This is a genomic window from Pelotomaculum propionicicum (assembly GCF_048984525.1).
GTDB lineage: Bacteria > Bacillota > Desulfotomaculia > Desulfotomaculales > Pelotomaculaceae > Syntrophopropionicum > Syntrophopropionicum propionicicum_A.
Genome location: NZ_JBMGJC010000009.1, coordinates 118095 through 135394, shown reverse-complemented (window position 1 = coordinate 135394; position 17300 = coordinate 118095). Strand labels below are relative to the sequence as shown.

Below are 17300 nucleotides of genomic sequence, written 5' to 3'. Positions count from 1 at the left end.
GAATGCAAATTGAACTTGGGATGGTACGATATGTCCGGAAAAGCAGCAATCGTGATGGAAAATATCAAAAAGACATATGACATGGGAGAAACCCAGGTCTTTGCCCTGAGGGGCGTCTCACTTAGCGTGCAGGAAGGCGAGATGGCAGCAATCATGGGGTCTTCCGGTTCGGGCAAAAGCACACTGCTCAACCTGATCGGTTGCCTTGACCGGCCGACTGAGGGCACCTACTACCTGGACGGCGACAATGTTTCAGATTTAGATAAAGACCAGCTGGCCAAAATACGCAACAAGAGGCTTGGCTTCGTGTTCCAGGGCTTCAACCTGCTGGGCAAAGTGTCCGTGTGTGACAACGTGCTGCTCCCTCTGGTCTACGCCGGCACTCCAAAACACGAGATGGAGGAAAGGGTGAAAGAAGCCCTGGCCTGGGTCGGGCTGTCGCAGTACATTAACCACTACCCCGGCCAAATGTCCGGCGGCCAGCAGCAGAGGGTCGCCATCGCCCGGGCACTGGTGAACGGCCCTTCCCTGATCCTGGCGGACGAACCGACAGGCGCTCTCGATTCCAGGACCAGCGTGGAGATTATATCCGTGCTTCAGCGTCTAAACAGCGAGAAGGGCATTACTGTCATCATTGTTACCCACGAAAAAGAAATCGCCCAATACTGCCGCCGCCTGATTATCCTGAGGGACGGCCGCATCATAGAAGACACCCCGGTGACAAATACCGGCAGCGCCGCCGCGGACCTGGCCGCATTGCCGGAGGAAGCGGGGGCGGTGAGTTGAAATTCTCAAATAACTTTGAAGTAGCCCTCAACGGGATAAAAGCAAATAAATTGAGGTCTTCCCTGACCATGCTCGGCATCATCATCGGCGTCGCAGCAGTGATCATCATGATCTCGGTGGGCCAGGGAGCCAGCAAGAGGATCTCCGACCAAATTTCCAGCATGGGCTCGAACCTGCTCATGATTTACCCCGGCGCCAGCGCCGGCCCCATGCGGGGCGGCACGGGCAGCGTCAACACCCTCACCCTGGAGGACGCCGAGGCCATCGGCGAGCTGCCCCTGGTGGCCAATTCCGTGCCTGAACTGAGCACCAGCGGCAACGTGCAGTACGGCAACCAGACCTGGACCTCCACGGTGGACGGCACTACGCCGGAAATGCAGGAAATCAAGCAGTGGACACTCATCTCCGGCTCATTTTTCACCGGCGAAGACGTGGCCAACACCGGCATGGTGGCGGTAATCGGCAGCACGGTCGCGGAAAACCTTTTTTCATCCGGCATCGACCCGGTGGGTGAAAAAATCACGATTAACAAACTGGGCTTCACCGTCATCGGCGTACTGGACTCCAAGGGCGCGGCCATGATGGGCCAGGACCAGGACGACATGATCTATGTGCCGATTACCACGGTGCAAACCAGGATGGTCGGCTCAAAAAATGTCCGTACAATTAATGTCCAGGCTGAAACCGAAAACAGCATGACTTACGTCCAAAGTAATATAGAAGAACTTCTCAGACAGCGGCACCGCATTGCCGATGCCGCGGAAAATGACTTCAACGTGCGCAACCTGACCTCTGTCCTGGAAGCGATGGAAACAGCCACCGGCACCATGACCATGCTGCTGGCCAGTATCGCGGCGGTGTCACTGCTGGTGGGCGGCATCGGTATCATGAATATCATGCTCGTTTCCGTGACGGAGAGGACCAAGGAGATCGGACTGCGCATGGCGGTCGGAGCCACCGAGAGCAATATCCGCAACCAGTTCCTGGTGGAGTCCCTAGTGCTCTGCCTGGCAGGCGGCTTCGCGGGCATCCTGCTCGGGGCTGTGGGAGCCAGTTTAATTTCAAAGTTCGCCGGGTGGAACACCTACGTGACATTTTACTCCATTTTATTATCGGCGGGTTTTTCAGCTCTAATTGGCATTTTCTTCGGCTATTATCCCGCTAAAAAAGCATCAGGCATGGACCCGATCGAAGCGCTCCGCTTTGAGAAGTAAAAATAGAAGGGGGTATTGCTAATGAGTATCTCTTCAGTATTATTGATGCCGGGACTCAGCATGCCGGCGGTGGACCCCGGCGATGGCAAAAAAGAAATAGAGCGGGGAGTCCTGCCAAGTATAGCCATGAACAGCGCGCCAGCAACAGAACAGAGAGAAGAGGCTGATGAGCAGCCCGTTCCGCTTATTGTGGAATCGGCTGATAATGTTGAGTTCTATTTCTTCTGGCCCATACCGCTGGTCTTTGATGAGTTTAACTTGGATTAGAAGGATTGAGGCGCACAAAACGTGTCAAGGGGACGGTTCTCTTGACACGTTTTTTTCGCAAGGGTGACAGGTGACGGTTCGGCGAGCGTGTCTTGGGGACGGTTTTGTTGAACGCGGGAGCGTGTCTTGGGGACGGTTTTCGTGACACGATTGCGAATTTTATATCCAGAAAGAAAATCGTGTCAGGAGAACTGTCCTCATGACACGTTCCACGGAAAAAGTAACCTCGGAGATAGCGTGTCAGGAGAAACCTTATTCTTGACACATCTAAAAGAACCGTCCCCTTGACACGCTTTGGGTACAAATTTAAGATTTGCTTAATAATTTCATAGCCAATATCCAGTATAATAAGTGTCAAAGGAGCGGTAATTTATTGCAATATCGATAAAATAATCCGGATCCTGTCTTTTAGGAGGTGCGGGCCATGAATGCTTTTATCCGGTCAATCTCGCAAATTTTCAAAGGAGCAGCCTCAGCCTTTCAGACCTTTCCCGCCGCGATCGCCTGCGCGCTGGCGTTCGCCATTGTCACGATGATCAGGATCCAGCTGGACTGGCCGATGCAGGAGCCATACAATTTCCTGTTCGACTGCCTGCACTGGTCATTCGCCATGGGCGCCGTATTCAGCCTGGCGGCGATCACCGCGGCCCAAAGCCGTTTCAACAACGCCCGGGCTTTCCTGGCTGCCAACCTGCTGGGCGCCGCGGCCGCGGCCGTGACCTTCCTGGCGCTTTACCTGACCAGCGGGACGAGCCCGGACGCGGCTGTTTCCCGTTACATGGTGGTCTCGGGCATCGCCACGTCACGTGTCCTCGTGGCCATCCTGGCCAGTTTCCTGGCCTTTATTGTCCTGGCCGGCTACCCGGAGGACCAGTCGGACTTCGCCCGTTCCCTTTTCATGACCCAAAAGGCCTTGTTTATCGCCCTGGTCTACGGCGGGGTGATTACGGCCGGCGCCTCCAGCGTCGCGGGCGCAGTCCAGGCCCTGCTTTATCCTGAAATGAGTGAAAAAGTATACATGTATATCGCGACCATGACCGGCTTCCTGGGCTTTACCATTTTTGCCGGCTATTTTCCGGACTTTCGCCGGGGCCGGGTGGACGAGCACCGCGAAGAAGCCCAGAAACAGCCGCGTTTTATCGAAATCCTTTTCGAGTACATCCTGGTCCCGATCGTACTGGCTTTGACCGCCGTCCTGCTGCTCTGGGCCGGCCGCACTGTTGTTACCGGGACGTGGCCAGTATTCGTGCAGCTGTACGGTATAGCGACCGGTTACGCCGCCGGCGGGATCTGGCTGCATGTAATGGTCACCCACCTTGAATCCGGGCCGGCGAAATTCTATAGACGTGTCTATCCGGTCACCACGCTGGTGATCCTGGCTTTTGAGGCCTGGGCACTTTTTATCCAGCTGGGCCGGACGGGCCTCAAAACAACCGAATATTCCTTCGCCCTGATCTGGGTTATCGCCGTGGTGTCCGCCGTGCTGCTGCTGGTCCGGAAGGCCAGAGCCCATACGGCGATCGCCGCCCTGGTCTGCGCGGCAGCTGTTTTTTCGGTGCTGCCGGCGGTTGGTTACCATGCCCTGCCGGTTACCGCCCAGGTGAGCCGCCTGGAAAAACTGCTGGCCAGCCAGGGGATGCTGGCGGGCGAACAGCTGACCCCCGCGAAAACCGTACCGGAACAGGACGTGCGCGAGTCAATTACCGACGCGGTCACCTTCCTAGCCTATGCCGGGGACGCGAAGCTGCCGGACTGGTTTGACCGGCGCCTTGGCGAAAGCAATGTATTTAAGAGCAAACTCGGCTTTGAACAGACCTGGCCCATAACAGAGGATATATATAACGGGGGAAGAATGGGTATCGCGCTGATGCTGCCGCCGGGTGCCGTTGACATCAGCGATTTCAACTGGGCGGTAAACCTGCAGAATTACTACGGGAAGGGGAATGATTCAGTCACGGTAGACGGCGTCAAAGGTACGTACCGGATCAGCTGGACCGTGAACCCCCCCAATGGCGTGGCGACTTTAAAAATCGAGCTTGACGGTCGCGTGGTCCTCGAGCAATACATGAACTCCTATATAGACCGGATTTCCGCAAAATACCCGCCGGGCGAGGGAAAACCCACCGAGGCGTCTTTCGAGGACATGAGCCTGCGGCTGGAAACACAGGAAGTATCCGTACTGCTGATCTTCAACAACGTCGACATCAACGTTGATCCCCGCCGGGACAATATTTACTACGGGCTAAACCCGGGCGCGCTGTACCTGAAAGAAAAACCATAATACGCACAAGTGCCGCGGGAGCGTGTCTTGGGGACGGTTTTCGTGACACGATTGCGAATTTTATATCCAGAAAGAAAATCGTGTCAGGAGAACTGTCCTCATGACACGTTCCCAGGAAAAACTCTCTAAGAAACCGTCCTCATGACACGTTCCACTGAATAAGAACTCGGAGACATTTTCGCTTGAACCTGACACGATCCAAAATTGAACCGTGTCTATAGCACTATCCTCTAAATACGTTCCGCAGAGAAGCAGCCAGGTGAATTCAAAGTTATAGGTGACAGAGAACCACCCTTTGTCACTACAAGCCTCCTGTATGGCGGGTTTTAACCCGCTACTCCAACCGGGGAAATTTCCCGGGTTTCTCCAGGCAGAGTTGTGTCCCCATTTCTATGTAGGGTCGGATTTATCCGACCGTTTTTTGTTTTTACCCCTGAAGCAGGCCTGCATTTCTCACGTCCCACTTCTCATTTCTCATTTCTGAGCTGGTACCCGGCCCTTTTTATTTTCAGCATACATTCAGCTTTTACTCAATGAACCTTCAGTTACCATTAAGAAACAATTCAGCTAACGTGGATATAATTCTTTTAATAATTAATAGCCTAAGCCCTGCCACGGGCTGCATACGAGTTAGGTTCCGGCGCGGAGGCGGACACAGGGGCGGAACCGGTGAGGTGACCAGCTGGATCATCGCCAACAGCACTGAGGTGCTTAAAGAGGAATGACAGGACAACACTTCCGCTCAAAGCGGCCCGCAGGGCGGTTCCACGGGCGGGGGCACATTATACGAAATCGATATTGGGGATTAATCAAAAAATGCCATGTTAACAAGGAGAGAGGATACCGTGAGAAAAACTCGCAACCTGCATTTATGGATAGGTTTGTTTACTTCACTGCTGATACTGATCGAGGCTGTCACAGGACTTTTATTGGTGGAACCCGCGCTCATGGGCCAGCTGCGGGGAGAACAGCGAGTAATGATTAACAAGCCCACCACCGGACAGGTGCCGGAAGTACCTGCGGCAGGCCAGCAGCAGGCGGGACAGCAGGCCACAGCAGATCAATCCAATTCAGGCCAGGTGCCAGGCAGGCGTGGTCCAGACAAACTGGTGATGGAAGAAGACGGCAAACTTAACCCCGCCGGCCAGGGAAGCAGCTTCGCGTCATTTGTCAAAGGCCTGCACTCCGGCAGAATAGGCGGCACGGACATCTCAATTGTGCTGGATTTAGTGGCCATCAGCCTGATTTTCATGACGGTAACGGGGATGATCCTGACAGTCAAGGCGTTGAAACGACGGAGGGCCTAGAGGGGACATCCCTCGGCCCAAGAAACCGGCTTGAGATGGAGGTGCGTCCCCATTAAGCATACGGATGTTAAATTAAGAGAGCAAAGTTAGGGCAAGGTAGGTAACAGTCCTTGGGAGCGTGTCTTGGGGACGGTTTTCCTGACACGATTGCGAATTTTATATCCAGAAAGAAAATCGTGTCAGGAGAACTGTCCTCATGACACGTTCTCAGGAAAAACTCTCTTAGAAACTGTCCTCATGACACAGTCTACGGAATGCTCCTCTCGATAATCCAGAGAGAAAATCCATCGTCCTGCCGTTTTCATATAACAAGGGTGTGATGTGGATTACAACCTCTTTGCAAAAACCACGAAGGAGTACCCCTATGCTTCTGTAAACGCCTGCAACTTCTTCAGTTTGCTCGAGAAAAATTGGATGTCGGACTCGGCTGTCTTTTGGGGCCTCAACTACCACACCTGGGGGATGATCTCCATCGTGGCGGTGACTCTGCTAGCGTGGTTTCTATACTACAAGGGTAGGAGCAGCCTTTTTGCTCCCGTTACGGCGTATTCAACCTGTCCACCGAGATGCTATGAAAGATACCTGTTCCCGGCAGTCGCCCTAGCGATCCTAGCTTTCATATATCTCAAGGACAAAAGGCTGCTGCTTCTGTCTGCCGGGTTCAGCGCGACTGTTTTTTTCAACACCCATTACGTACTCTTTAAGACCAGCGGGATGAATGCTTATCCCTACAGCCCAGCGCTTATAATTACTTCGAGCCTGAACGTGTACTGTTCATCTACCTGGTTTGGGTTTTGTTTTAAATTGCAGTGAAGAAGAGGATAAAACCTTGGATTGATTGGGAGAAGTAAATTAGTTGAAATAAAGGAAGAGCAAGTAAGTTTTGATCAACAATAACGGTAAAGCCTTTGCAGTTGCAGGGGCTTTTTTCATGCTTCTTTCTTTTAATTACTAGATTCCCTACCTCTAACCATATTATGTAAAGGATTATGGAATATTTTGTCGAAGTATTATCAATATGGATTCTACAGAATTAAAAAAAATTTTTTCTAAAATTAATACATAGAAACGGAATGGAGAGCGTGCTCCACATAAGCCATTATTGCTTCTTTATGCCCTTAGCCGTGTGGATAGGAATGAACCAAGGTTGATTTCATATTCAGAGGCAGAGGAAATACTTATGCATCTCCTGGTGGAATTTGGCCCCAACAGGCGTACTACACCAAGATATCCTTTTGTACGTCTTTCTAATGATGGAATTTGGCAAATAAGAGGAAAGAAAGATTTGGATACCAGTCATGATTGGAATGAACAAATACTTCTGGAAAATGAAACACAGGGAGGCTTTACAGAAGAGGTTTATTCCTTAATATCTAAGGATGAAAACCTTATACGTGAATTAGCCAGCATTATTTTAGAACAAAATTTTCCGGATACAATGCGTGAGGATATTCTCAATGAAATTGGCCTAAATATGGAATCAACGGGTAAACATAATCGAAATCCACTATTCCGTGAGCGTATTTTAAGGGCTTACGAATACAGGTGTGCGGTTTGCGGATTTAGTGTTCATTTAGGGAACCTATTGGTTGGTGTTGAGGCTGCCCATATAAAATGGCATCAAGCAGGAGGCCCGGATATCGAAGAAAACGGTATAGCATTATGTACAATGCACCATAAGTTGTTTGACCTGGGAGTTTTTACTCTTAGTGATAACTTGCAATTCCGGGTTGCTGAAGCAGCTTATGGTTCGGTTGGTTTTGATGAATGGCTTTTGAAGTTCCACGGAAAAAGTATACGACCTCCACAAAATCCTGTATATAAACCAAAGGAAACATACATCAATTGGCATTTGAAAGAAGTTTTCAGAGGACCAACCAGATATTTGAGTGATTAACAAATGTATATCAAAATAAAAGAGCAGGATCAATATGGAAGAGCAAATAAGGGTTGCAGCATTTAATTGGATAGCGGAGCAAATACAGATACACGGGGATGTGCTTCCGCGTAATCTTCTTGAAAAGGGCTTTATATTTGATGATCAAAGAATAACCTTAATTGGGCCTCAAGGGATATGGAAGCCCAAGTTATTTGAACAAATACCTCTTACTATCACTACTGTTGCTGGCGGCCCATATAATGACTTTTTCACAAAAGACGGTTTTTTGGTATATCGTTATAGAGGAGATAATCCAAATCACAGAGACAATGTTGGATTGCGCGAGGCGATGAAGCGGCAGATTCCACTTATTTATTTTCATGGCGTCGTGAAGAGTAGGTATCTCACTATATGGCCTGTTTACATAATTAGAGACAACCCAGCAACGTTATCATTTACAATTGCTGAGGATATGCCTGGGTCAATCAAGCAGTATTTAAACAATAATTCATATAACAAATTACCATACGTTGCCGATGATGGCACATATTATAAACGAAATTATATAACGTCGACCATCAAACAAAGATTGCATCAAAAGTCATTTCGAGAAAGAGTACTGGAAGCGTACAGTTGCCAGTGTGCGTTTTGCAGACTCAGACATGTTGAGTTACTAGATGCTGCCCATATTATTTGTGATTCTGAAGAGTTAGGAGAGCCAATAGTAAACAACGGACTTTCTTTGTGCAAAATACACCATGCTGCATTTGACAGTAATATTATAGGTGTAACCCCAGATTATAATCTGGTAGTAAGAGATGATATCTTGGAGGAGATTGATGGTCCGATGTTAAGGCATGGTATCCAGCAGCTTCATGAACAAAAAATAATTTTGCCTAAAAGTAAAAAGCTCTGGCCAGACCAGAACAGACTTGAGATCAGGTATAACAGGTTTAAAGAGGTTGGTTAGTTCTTATTAGGCACAAACTAAGGGACAAAGATATAATAGGGGGTTGTACTAATGCTGACTAGACCTTTTTATGCAAAACACGGTTAGGGGTTGCCTTTATCCACATTAGATGAATTAAGAGGAATAGCAGCTAAATGGTTAGCTGAAACAAAGGGCAAATCAGGCTATTCTTACTGGCACGGCAAAAAAAGAGTCTTAAAGCTAGCCACCTACAAAGACTCAATTTTTATTGAACTCACTATTAATATTCCAGATAGGGCAGGGTTATTGACACTTTCTGATGATGATAGGGCAAGGCTTCATGCCGGCGCGACGAAACAATGTTACGTTGGTTCAGATTTAATAGAAGCCAAAAAAATTATAGAATCTGCATTTGTTTACTATTAAGGAACTGGTGTAGGCTATGAAATATACAATACTCCCACAGGGCAGGAAGCGCAAACAGTGTGGGAGGAATTTGAGAAGAAAGGAGAAAAGGCAGGTGAAATCAAAAAAGATCGCTATAAGCCGGGAACCTGGTATTTCTATCTCCCCCATTAATTCGTATCATCAATTAATGGCATAATAATAAAAACTAAATTACTGCACCCAAATTGTGATATTCTAAAAAAGTAATTCCAGCTATTTTAAGCCAGTTGTGCATAAACCAAGTAACCGAAAGCGAGGTAATCTTTATGGATCTTAATATCGAGCTGAACGAGCAGGAGGCGCAGCCGGTTTTGTGCATCAGGGCTAAGACGCCATTTGATGAGCTGCCGATACTCATTGGCGAATCCTACAGGAAGATTGCGGAGTACATGGCTGAGCTGGGTGAGCCGCCGGCGTGCGCGCCTTACACGGCTTATTACAACCTGGACATGCTGGATTTGGACGTGGAAATGGGATTCCCGGTAGCGAAGCCCCTGCCTGGAAAAGATGATATTAAACCGGGCGAGGTCCCCGCGGGTAAGTATGTTTCCTGCATGTATAAAGGGCCGTACGGCATGATGGAGAAAACATACGTGGAAATATTCAGATGGATGGAAGAAAAGGGCCTTGAACCAGCCGGCGCTTACTATGAATATTACTATAACGCGCCGAATGAAGTTCCGGACAGCGAGCTTCTGACCAGGATATCCATTCCCGTGAAATAATCAGCTTTACTTGACAGCTAAGTTAGGAGTGAACACAAATAGTTGATGAAATCCTGCCCGGCATTTACAAAATAGAAGTGCCTCTCCCGGGCAATCCCCTCAAGGCTTTAAACAGCTACCTGATCGAAGGCCCGGAACGCAGCCTGCTCATTGACACCGGGTTTAACCAGGAAGAATGCAGGACGGCGCTGTTCGACGGATTGAAGTCGCTGGGCGCCTCCCTTGACCAGACGGACATTTTCATCACCCACCTGCACGCGGACCACTGCGGCCTGGTCTCGGCCGTGGCCACCGATAAGAACGTGGTATATTGCAGCGAGGTTGACGCGAGACGTATTAACTGGGGGCTTTCGCCCGAATACTGGCCGGAAAACCTGTCCTTTGTGGCATCATACGGCTTCCCGCTGCGTGAGTTCGGCGCGGCTCTCCTTAAACATCCCGGCCAGAAATACAGCCCCGACACTGAGCATGATTTCAGCATCGTCAGGGAAGGCGATATCCTGGAAGTTGGCGATTACCGTTTTACCATCGTGGAAACCCCGGGGCACACGCCTGGGCATATATGCCTTTATGAGCCGGACAAAAAAATGCTGATTTCCGGCGACCATATCCTGGGCAATATTTCGCCCAATATCACCATGTTTTATAAAGGGCTGCCGGACCCGCTGGGCCAATATCTGCGGAGCCTGGATAAGATAGACCGGATGGAGATCGGACTGGTTTTACCAGGTCACAGGCAGGTAATCGGCGATGTGCATAAAAGGATTGCCGAACTGAAACACCATTACGAGAACAGGCTGAATGAGGTTTTGACTGTTCTGGGCGATGAAATAATGAGTGCCTACCAGGTTGCAGCAGGGATAACCTGGGATTTGTCCTACACTTCCTGGGAGCAGTTCCCCCTGGAGCAGATGTGGTTTGCCACCGGGGAGGCCATCTCCCACCTGGAGCACCTCCGTCAGCAGGACAAGGTCCGGAGGCTTGAATGTACGGGGAATTATCTTTTTGAGCGGGTGAAGTGAGACGTAGGATGTGGGTGCGAGAATCATGAATAGCCTCAAGTGTTAAAAAGCAGTATGAGCATAATGGCGGGCTAATGAGCCCCCCAATAAGAAGCGGGGACAGGCCTCTACGGAGGAATGTCCCCGATTTTTTATACATATATGGCAGGATGAATCTGTGAGTACTGTTTATAGAAATAATGGTTGATTTTCCAGCAGGGCAGTGCTAGTATGGAAAAGATAGAAAATAAAATATTTTCCATGGGGAGGGCAGCCGAATGAGAGACAAAATTATACTCTCGGCCATGGAGCAGATTAAAAAATACGGTTTCCGGAGATTTACGATCAAAGATATCACTGCCGACCTGGGGATCAGCACTAAGACCGTCTACAAGTATTTTGAAGGAAAAGACGATATTATCAGCGCTGTTTGTACAAGCTTTATGGATATGGAAAAGGAAAGGATCCTTGGCATACTTGAGTCCGACAGTGCCTGGATGGACAAGATTACGGCGATTATCAGCGGCGATCCGGAAAGGATTATCGAGCTCAAAAAGCATTACCCGGCTGAATGGCAGAAATTTATGGCCATGCAGCGCTTTTTGTCCCGGCAAAAAAGGAGCTTTATAGAGCAGGGCATGGCCAGCGGAGATATAAGGCCGGATATAGACATAGACCTTTTGGGGACCATTATACATACCTGTGTTGAGGCGCTGCTCAGCCTCGACGGCAGCGACCCCGGCACCAAGCAGGTGCTTGCTGAGTTCTGGAAGATGGTCATGTGCGGAGTATTAAGCTGTGAGAGCAAAATCAGGGAGCTTGATATGGTAACGTGCGGGCTGCCAAAAACGGTTTGATGCGTACTTGCCATAATCTGCTTGACTATGAAAATCATCGGTAAGTATAATTGAAAAATGAGTTGGCCGGCGGGGCGGGTATAAGTTTTTATAAGTTAGATGAATAAACAGTTGGTTACGGTTGCGATATAGGACGTTATTAAAATGGTATGAAGAATTATTCAATATATTTATTCATTAAAGAGGAGGATTTTTTGGTGGAAACAAGGCGTCGCAATATCATAGTAGTGCTGGTGATCATGCTGCTGCTAATCGTTGTAAGCGGCTGTGGCAAAAAGGAAGAAGAGGCAGCCCCGGATGCCATAAACGTTGAAACGGCAGTCGTAAAGGTTATGGACATAACGAAATATGCCGGCTATTCCGGCAGGGTTAAAGGCAGCAATGAAGAAGCAGTGATGCCCAAGCTGTCGGGCCGGGTCACAGCGGTCCATGTGAGCGAAGGGCAGCCGGTCCGCCAGGGGCAGGTTATTGTAAGCCTGGACAGCAGCAAGCTGGATATAGCCGTCCGGCAGGCTGAAGCGGCGGTGGCATCCGCCAGGGCCGCGCTGGCTGCCAATGAGGTCCAGCGGCAGACAGCCCTGAACAATTACAACCGCATGCTGGAGCTGCACAATGCCAATGCCATTTCCGACCAGGCGCTGGAGGCGGCCAAGGCCCAGTATGACGCGCTCAACACCGGCGCCGCGGAGGCTGGTGTAGCCCAGGCTGAGGCCGCGCTCAGCATGGCCCTGCAGAATCTGTCCGATTGTCAGATTACCAGTCCCATGGACGGTATCGTGGGGCGGGTTGATGTAAAGGTTGGAGACATGGCCGGTACGCAGAGCCCTGTAGCCGTAATAAATAATACCGCTGACCTGGAAGTTGAAGTTAAGGTAAGTGAAGCGGATATTTCATCTGTCCAGGACGGCACGGCTGTCAAGGTGATGATCGACGCCGTCGGCAAAGAACCGCTTACAGGTACGGTCAAGAGTGTGGCGTCTGTCGCCGACCAGGTTACGCGCACTTATCCGGTAAAGGTTTCCCTCACCAATAATGGGGCGGCACAGGTGAAATCCGGCATGTTTGCCGAGGTTATGCTCGGGACACAGCACCGGACAGGTGTCATCGGTATTCCCATGGTGGCGGTACTGCCGAAAAGCGGTGAGAATACCGTGTTTGTTATAAACGGGGAAAACCGGGCCCAGGCCGTAGTAGTCCAAACCGGGCTGAATGACGGCTCCTATACCGAAATAACCAGCGGCCTTCAGGTGGGGCAAAGAGTTGTCACCAGGGGCAATACCCTCATTGATGAAAACAGCGCCCTGAATTTTGTTGACGGAGGAATTGCTCAATGATCAGGAAAATTGCCCAGTTTGCGGTAAATAGGTCGGCAACGGTGATCATACTGATTACAGCGCTTATCCTGATCGGCGTGATGAGTTTGGCCCAGATACCTGTTGCCCTGATGCCGCAAATGGATCTGCCTTACGTGGCTGTTGTCACCAGCTACAGCGGGGCCGGCCCTGAAGAAATCGAAGAGCAGGTCAGCAAACCAATTGAAAATATGGTTGCCACGGTGAGTGACATCGACATATTGATATCCCAGTCCAGGTCCGGTTCATCCGTGGTCTTGATCGGCTTCAACTTTGGAACAAATATGGACACTGCCATGGCCAATCTCCGGGATAAAATCTCGTTGGCTGATTCTTTTCTTCCGGAAGACGCGGCTAAACCCCAGGTGATGAAAATGGACCTGAACATGATGCCGGTCATCGCGGTTGCCATTGGTTCCGACGAGCTGTCCCTGGCGCAATTGCAGAGCATTGCTGAAGATGACATAGAACCCCGGCTGTCGCGCATCTCTGAAATAGCTTCGGTGAGCATTCTGGGAGGCCGTGAACGTGAGGTGAAAGTGGCGGTCGACCCGGTGAAAGCCCAGAATTACGGCTTGAGCCTCAGCCAGGTAACCAGTGTTCTGGCCGCGGAGAATTACAATATGTCCAGCGGAGATATCTCCTTTGGAGAAAGAAAGTACTTTGTCCGCAGTTTGCAGGAATTTGAAAGCGTTGATGATGTCGGAGACGTGGCGCTTACAACTGCCGGCGGCAGCAAAATCCAGCTTAAAGAAATTGCCGAAATTAGTGAAGGATATAAAGAGACTGAACAAATCAGCCGTGTTAACGGCAGGGCCGCGGTGAGCATCCTGTGCCAGAAAGGGACCGACGCCAATACTGTCTCAGCCTGTGAAGATGTAAAAAAAGAAATGGAGAAAATCAAGGCCGAACTCGGTGACAAAATAGATGTGGATTACCTCATGGACCAGTCTGATTATATTAATAAATCTATTGGCAGTACTGCCAAGACGCTGGTCGAGGGGGCCATTCTGGCGGTCCTGATTATCTTCCTGTTCATGCGCAACCTGCGCAGTACGGCCATTGTCGGCATAGCCATACCCCTGTCGCTGGTGGCGACTTTTATCGTGATGTTTTATAACGGCAGCACCTTGAATATCATTACGCTCGGGGGCCTGGCCCTCGGGGTGGGGCGAATGATCGACGACTCCATCGTGGTTTTTGAAAATATCTACCGCCATCGGAGCCTGGGCCTTTCTGCCGGGGAAGCAGCCCTGAAGGGCACCGGTGAAGTGGGCGGGGCAGTCCTGGCCAGCACCTTGACTATGATCATGGTGTTTATGCCCATTGGCTTAGCGGAGGGGATCGCGGGGGTCATGTTCAAGCCGCTGGCCTTTACTATCGCTATAGCCATCGGCTGTTCCCTGCTGATATCCCTGACGGTGGTCCCGTTTATGTCATCCCGCTTGCTGACAGATAAAGCCATGGAGAAAAAAGGCGCGGGCAGGGGCTTCATCAGCAGAAAGTTCCACCGCCTGGGAGACTGGCTGGACGGCTTGGGCGAAAAATATAAAAAAGCAATCCTATGGGCACTGGGCCACAGGCGCAGAGTCATACTCGGCGTGACGGGCTTAATAGTTTTATCCCTTTGTGTGCTTCCCCTCGTCGGCGCTGAGTTTATGCCGGCCTCCGACTCCGGCAGTATTGCGGTCACGCTCGAAGCAGACAAGGGATCAATCATTGAGGATGTGGACAAAATCGCCATGGTAGCCGAGGAGAAGCTGCTCGGCAATCCTGCTGTCGATATAGTATATACCAGGATCGGCAGTGAAGGGATGATGTCGATTAACGGCGCCCCAACCAATACAGCCACTTTCAGCGTCCAGCTGATCCCCAAAGGCCAGCGGCCAGGGGTGGAACAGGTGGCTGAAGAAATAAGGCAGTCACTCAATGACATATCCGGTGTTAAAAAGTCAGTAAGCGTAAGCGAAGAAATGTCTATGGGCAGCGAAAGCGCCGTCCAAATCAATCTCCAGGGTGATGATCTTGATACGCTCCGGAGCATCTCCAAACAGATTGAAGGCATTGTGAAAAAGGTCCCCGGAACCCGTGAAGTGAAATCCTCAATGGGGGACGGAAATCCTGAGGTGCAGGTGAAGATCAACCGCCAGCGGGCCGCGTATTTTGGGTTGACTCCGGTCCAGGTTTCCAACGAAATCAGAACTGCCATTAACGGCTCAGTTGCCTCAAAATTCCGCGTCGAGGGGGACGAGATGGATATCAGGGTAACCAGCACGGTAAACGAAAACAGTGATATGGAGACCTTGAAACAACTGCAGATCCTCACCGTTCAGGGCAACAGCATCCCGTTATCCGATATTGCCAGTTTTGGCCTGTCAACCGGGCCGGTGCAGATTGACCGTCAGGACCAGTCCCGCCAGGCGACCATTTCCTGCGATTTGTTAAACAGGGATTTGAACAGTGTTACCAAGGATATTCAGGCACAGCTCGCGGATATAGTGCTCCCGGCCGGCTACACCATTGACTTCGGCGGGGCCAATGAGCAGATGGCGGAATCTTTCGGCAGCCTGCTGCTGGCATTTATAATGGCGGTCTTGCTCGTATACGTGGTCCTGGTGATACAGTATGAGTCCTTCAGAGACCCGTTTGTGATCCTGTTCTCCCTGCCCGGAGCGGTAATCGGCGTCATTTTTGCGCTGCTGCTGACGGGGAGGAGCTTCAGCGTCTCGGCGTTTATCGGGCTGATCATGCTGGTTGGGATAGCTGTCGCCAACGCTATTGTTTATATTGACTACCTGAAACAAATGATTGCTTCGGGCATGGACAGGACGGCCGCGCTGGCAGAGACCGGCAGGGTCAGGCTGCGGCCCATATTAATGACGGCCCTGGCCACCATCCTGGCTATGAGCCCGATGGTGACAGGACTGGGAGAAGGCGGCGAGACCAATGCTCCGCTGGCTACCGTGGTTATCGGGGGCCTTTTGGCCACCACCTTTGTCACCCTGTTCCTGGTGCCGGTCGTCTACAGTATCCTGGACGACTGGGGCCTGAAGCTTAGGAAGAAAAAATACGTGCCGAAAACAGAAGATACAACCCTGACAAATTAGGGTGACAGAGTGCGACAGCAGGGACGGTTCTCGGCTGTCGCATTCGTGTCAAGGGGACGGTTCTCTTGACACGTTCGTGTCAAGGGGACGGTTCTGTTGACACGAAACCGTCTCTTGTTAACTCTGCGACAGTCGCGTGCGACAGTGGGGACGGTTCTCGGTGTTGCATTTAAAAAGAACAAAGCAGCATCAGGAAGGACGTTAGAGCGCTCCTGACTGCGAGAAAGAGGGTCGTTCTTTTTGTTTTCATCCAGAAGAAAGGTGGTTGTTTAGATGGAAATTGGATTAAGAGACGTCCAGAAGACGCTGCTCCTGCCGTTGTGGGGCAGGGCGAAGCTGACTAAAATGGGGAACCCGGTTTTAAATGATCCCAAAGCGGCAGAGATCGTTGAGCAGCTGGCTGAAAGTGATTTTGAAAGCATACAGAAGATTTTTACTGATTTTTTTAATGTCGGCTGGGTAACCAGGGCGAGGATGTTTGACGATACAATAAGGACTTTTTTGTCAGGGCAGCCTGAAGCTGTGATTGTAAATCTCGGCGCCGGTCTGGACACTACATTTTTCAGAGTGGATAACGGGCGGTTGCGCTGGTATGATCTGGATTTGCCTGATGTTATCGAGGTTAGAAAAAAAATAATCCCGGAAAGCGACCGTTCCAAATGTATAGCAAAATCCTTGTTTGATCCGTCCTGGATGGAGGAAATACAGGCGGCGAGTGCCAATATCCTGTTCCTGGCCGGGGGGGTGCTGTACTATTTCAAAGAACCGGAAGTAAAAGGATTATTCAGGCTGCTGGCCGACCACTATTCGGGAGGAGAAATAGTTTTTGACACGGTGTCGGAGTACAGCATGCCTTTCGTGAACAACGGCCTTAAAGCAACCGGCCACGATGAGTCCGCCTTTCTCAAATGGGGTATTAATGACGTGAAAACAATGTCCGGGTGGGACCCCAGGATAGAGGTGTTAGATGAATACCCGCTGTTTTCACGCCTGGAGAACAAGGATTTCTGGAACCAGAAAATAATTGACTACATGGCACAAAGTGACAAAACCAAAAGCTCCAATATTGTACATGTGAAATTTGCGGAAAACGCGTGACCATGGTTTGACAATTGTTGACGATGGTTGACAATGGGTGCGGTTCTG

14 protein-coding genes and 1 pseudogene are annotated in these 17300 nt (G+C 50.3%); all 15 read left to right on the top strand.

What is annotated here, in order from left to right; genetic code table 11:
• Positions 1-30 precede the first annotated feature (30 nt).
• The 15 genes and pseudogenes from ACOBQJ_RS11545 (at position 31) to ACOBQJ_RS11475 (ending at position 17252) form a co-directional block, all read left to right on the top strand.
• Complete coding sequence (locus ACOBQJ_RS11545; protein ID WP_421071918.1) at positions 31-786, top strand: ABC transporter ATP-binding protein; 756 nt, start codon at positions 31-33, stop codon at positions 784-786.
• A 68-nt stretch (positions 787-854) separates the two neighbouring features.
• A complete protein-coding gene (locus ACOBQJ_RS11540; protein WP_421071957.1) occupies positions 855-2000 on the top strand; it encodes an ABC transporter permease in 1146 nt (381 codons plus the stop codon).
• A gap of 21 nt (positions 2001-2021) precedes the next feature.
• Positions 2022-2267, top strand: a complete 246-nt coding sequence (locus ACOBQJ_RS11535; RefSeq protein ID WP_421071917.1) for a hypothetical protein — start codon at positions 2022-2024, stop codon at positions 2265-2267.
• 424 nt (positions 2268-2691) lie between these two features.
• Positions 2692-4548, top strand: coding sequence for a DUF4153 domain-containing protein (locus tag ACOBQJ_RS11530; protein ID WP_421071916.1), 1857 nt, complete (start codon positions 2692-2694; stop codon positions 4546-4548).
• Positions 4549-5369: 821 nt separating this feature from the next.
• Positions 5370-5855: a PepSY-associated TM helix domain-containing protein gene (locus tag ACOBQJ_RS11525; RefSeq protein WP_421071915.1), complete on the top strand. Its 486-nt coding sequence runs from the start codon at positions 5370-5372 to the stop codon at positions 5853-5855.
• A gap of 396 nt (positions 5856-6251) precedes the next feature.
• A complete protein-coding gene (locus ACOBQJ_RS11520) occupies positions 6252-6668 on the top strand; it encodes a hypothetical protein (RefSeq protein WP_421071914.1) in 417 nt (138 codons plus the stop codon).
• Positions 6669-6933: 265 nt separating this feature from the next.
• A pseudogene (locus ACOBQJ_RS11515) lies at positions 6934-7752 on the top strand (phosphorothioated DNA-binding restriction endonuclease); the annotation flags it as partial.
• A 34-nt stretch (positions 7753-7786) separates the two neighbouring features.
• Positions 7787-8704 (top strand): HNH endonuclease, encoded by a 918-nt coding sequence (locus tag ACOBQJ_RS11510; protein ID WP_421071913.1) that lies wholly within the window; start codon positions 7787-7789, stop codon positions 8702-8704.
• A gap of 90 nt (positions 8705-8794) precedes the next feature.
• Positions 8795-9091, top strand: a complete 297-nt coding sequence (locus tag ACOBQJ_RS11505; RefSeq protein WP_421071912.1) for a hypothetical protein — start codon at positions 8795-8797, stop codon at positions 9089-9091.
• A gap of 287 nt (positions 9092-9378) precedes the next feature.
• Positions 9379-9837 (top strand): GyrI-like domain-containing protein, encoded by a 459-nt coding sequence (locus ACOBQJ_RS11500; RefSeq protein WP_421071911.1) that lies wholly within the window; start codon positions 9379-9381, stop codon positions 9835-9837.
• A 77-nt stretch (positions 9838-9914) separates the two neighbouring features.
• Entirely contained in the window at positions 9915-10859 is a 945-nt protein-coding gene (locus tag ACOBQJ_RS11495) for an MBL fold metallo-hydrolase (RefSeq protein WP_421071910.1), read from the top strand.
• 257 nt (positions 10860-11116) lie between these two features.
• Positions 11117-11695, top strand: a complete 579-nt coding sequence (locus tag ACOBQJ_RS11490) for a TetR/AcrR family transcriptional regulator (protein WP_421071909.1) — start codon at positions 11117-11119, stop codon at positions 11693-11695.
• Between the two features lie 197 nt (positions 11696-11892).
• Entirely contained in the window at positions 11893-13029 is a 1137-nt protein-coding gene (locus tag ACOBQJ_RS11485; protein ID WP_421071908.1) for an efflux RND transporter periplasmic adaptor subunit, read from the top strand.
• Complete coding sequence (locus ACOBQJ_RS11480) at positions 13026-16154, top strand: efflux RND transporter permease subunit (RefSeq protein WP_421071907.1); 3129 nt, start codon at positions 13026-13028, stop codon at positions 16152-16154. The genes ACOBQJ_RS11485 and ACOBQJ_RS11480 overlap by 4 nt, the downstream gene beginning before the upstream one ends.
• A gap of 273 nt (positions 16155-16427) precedes the next feature.
• Positions 16428-17252, top strand: a complete 825-nt coding sequence (locus tag ACOBQJ_RS11475; protein WP_421071906.1) for a class I SAM-dependent methyltransferase — start codon at positions 16428-16430, stop codon at positions 17250-17252.
• Positions 17253-17300: the final 48 nt, after the last annotated feature.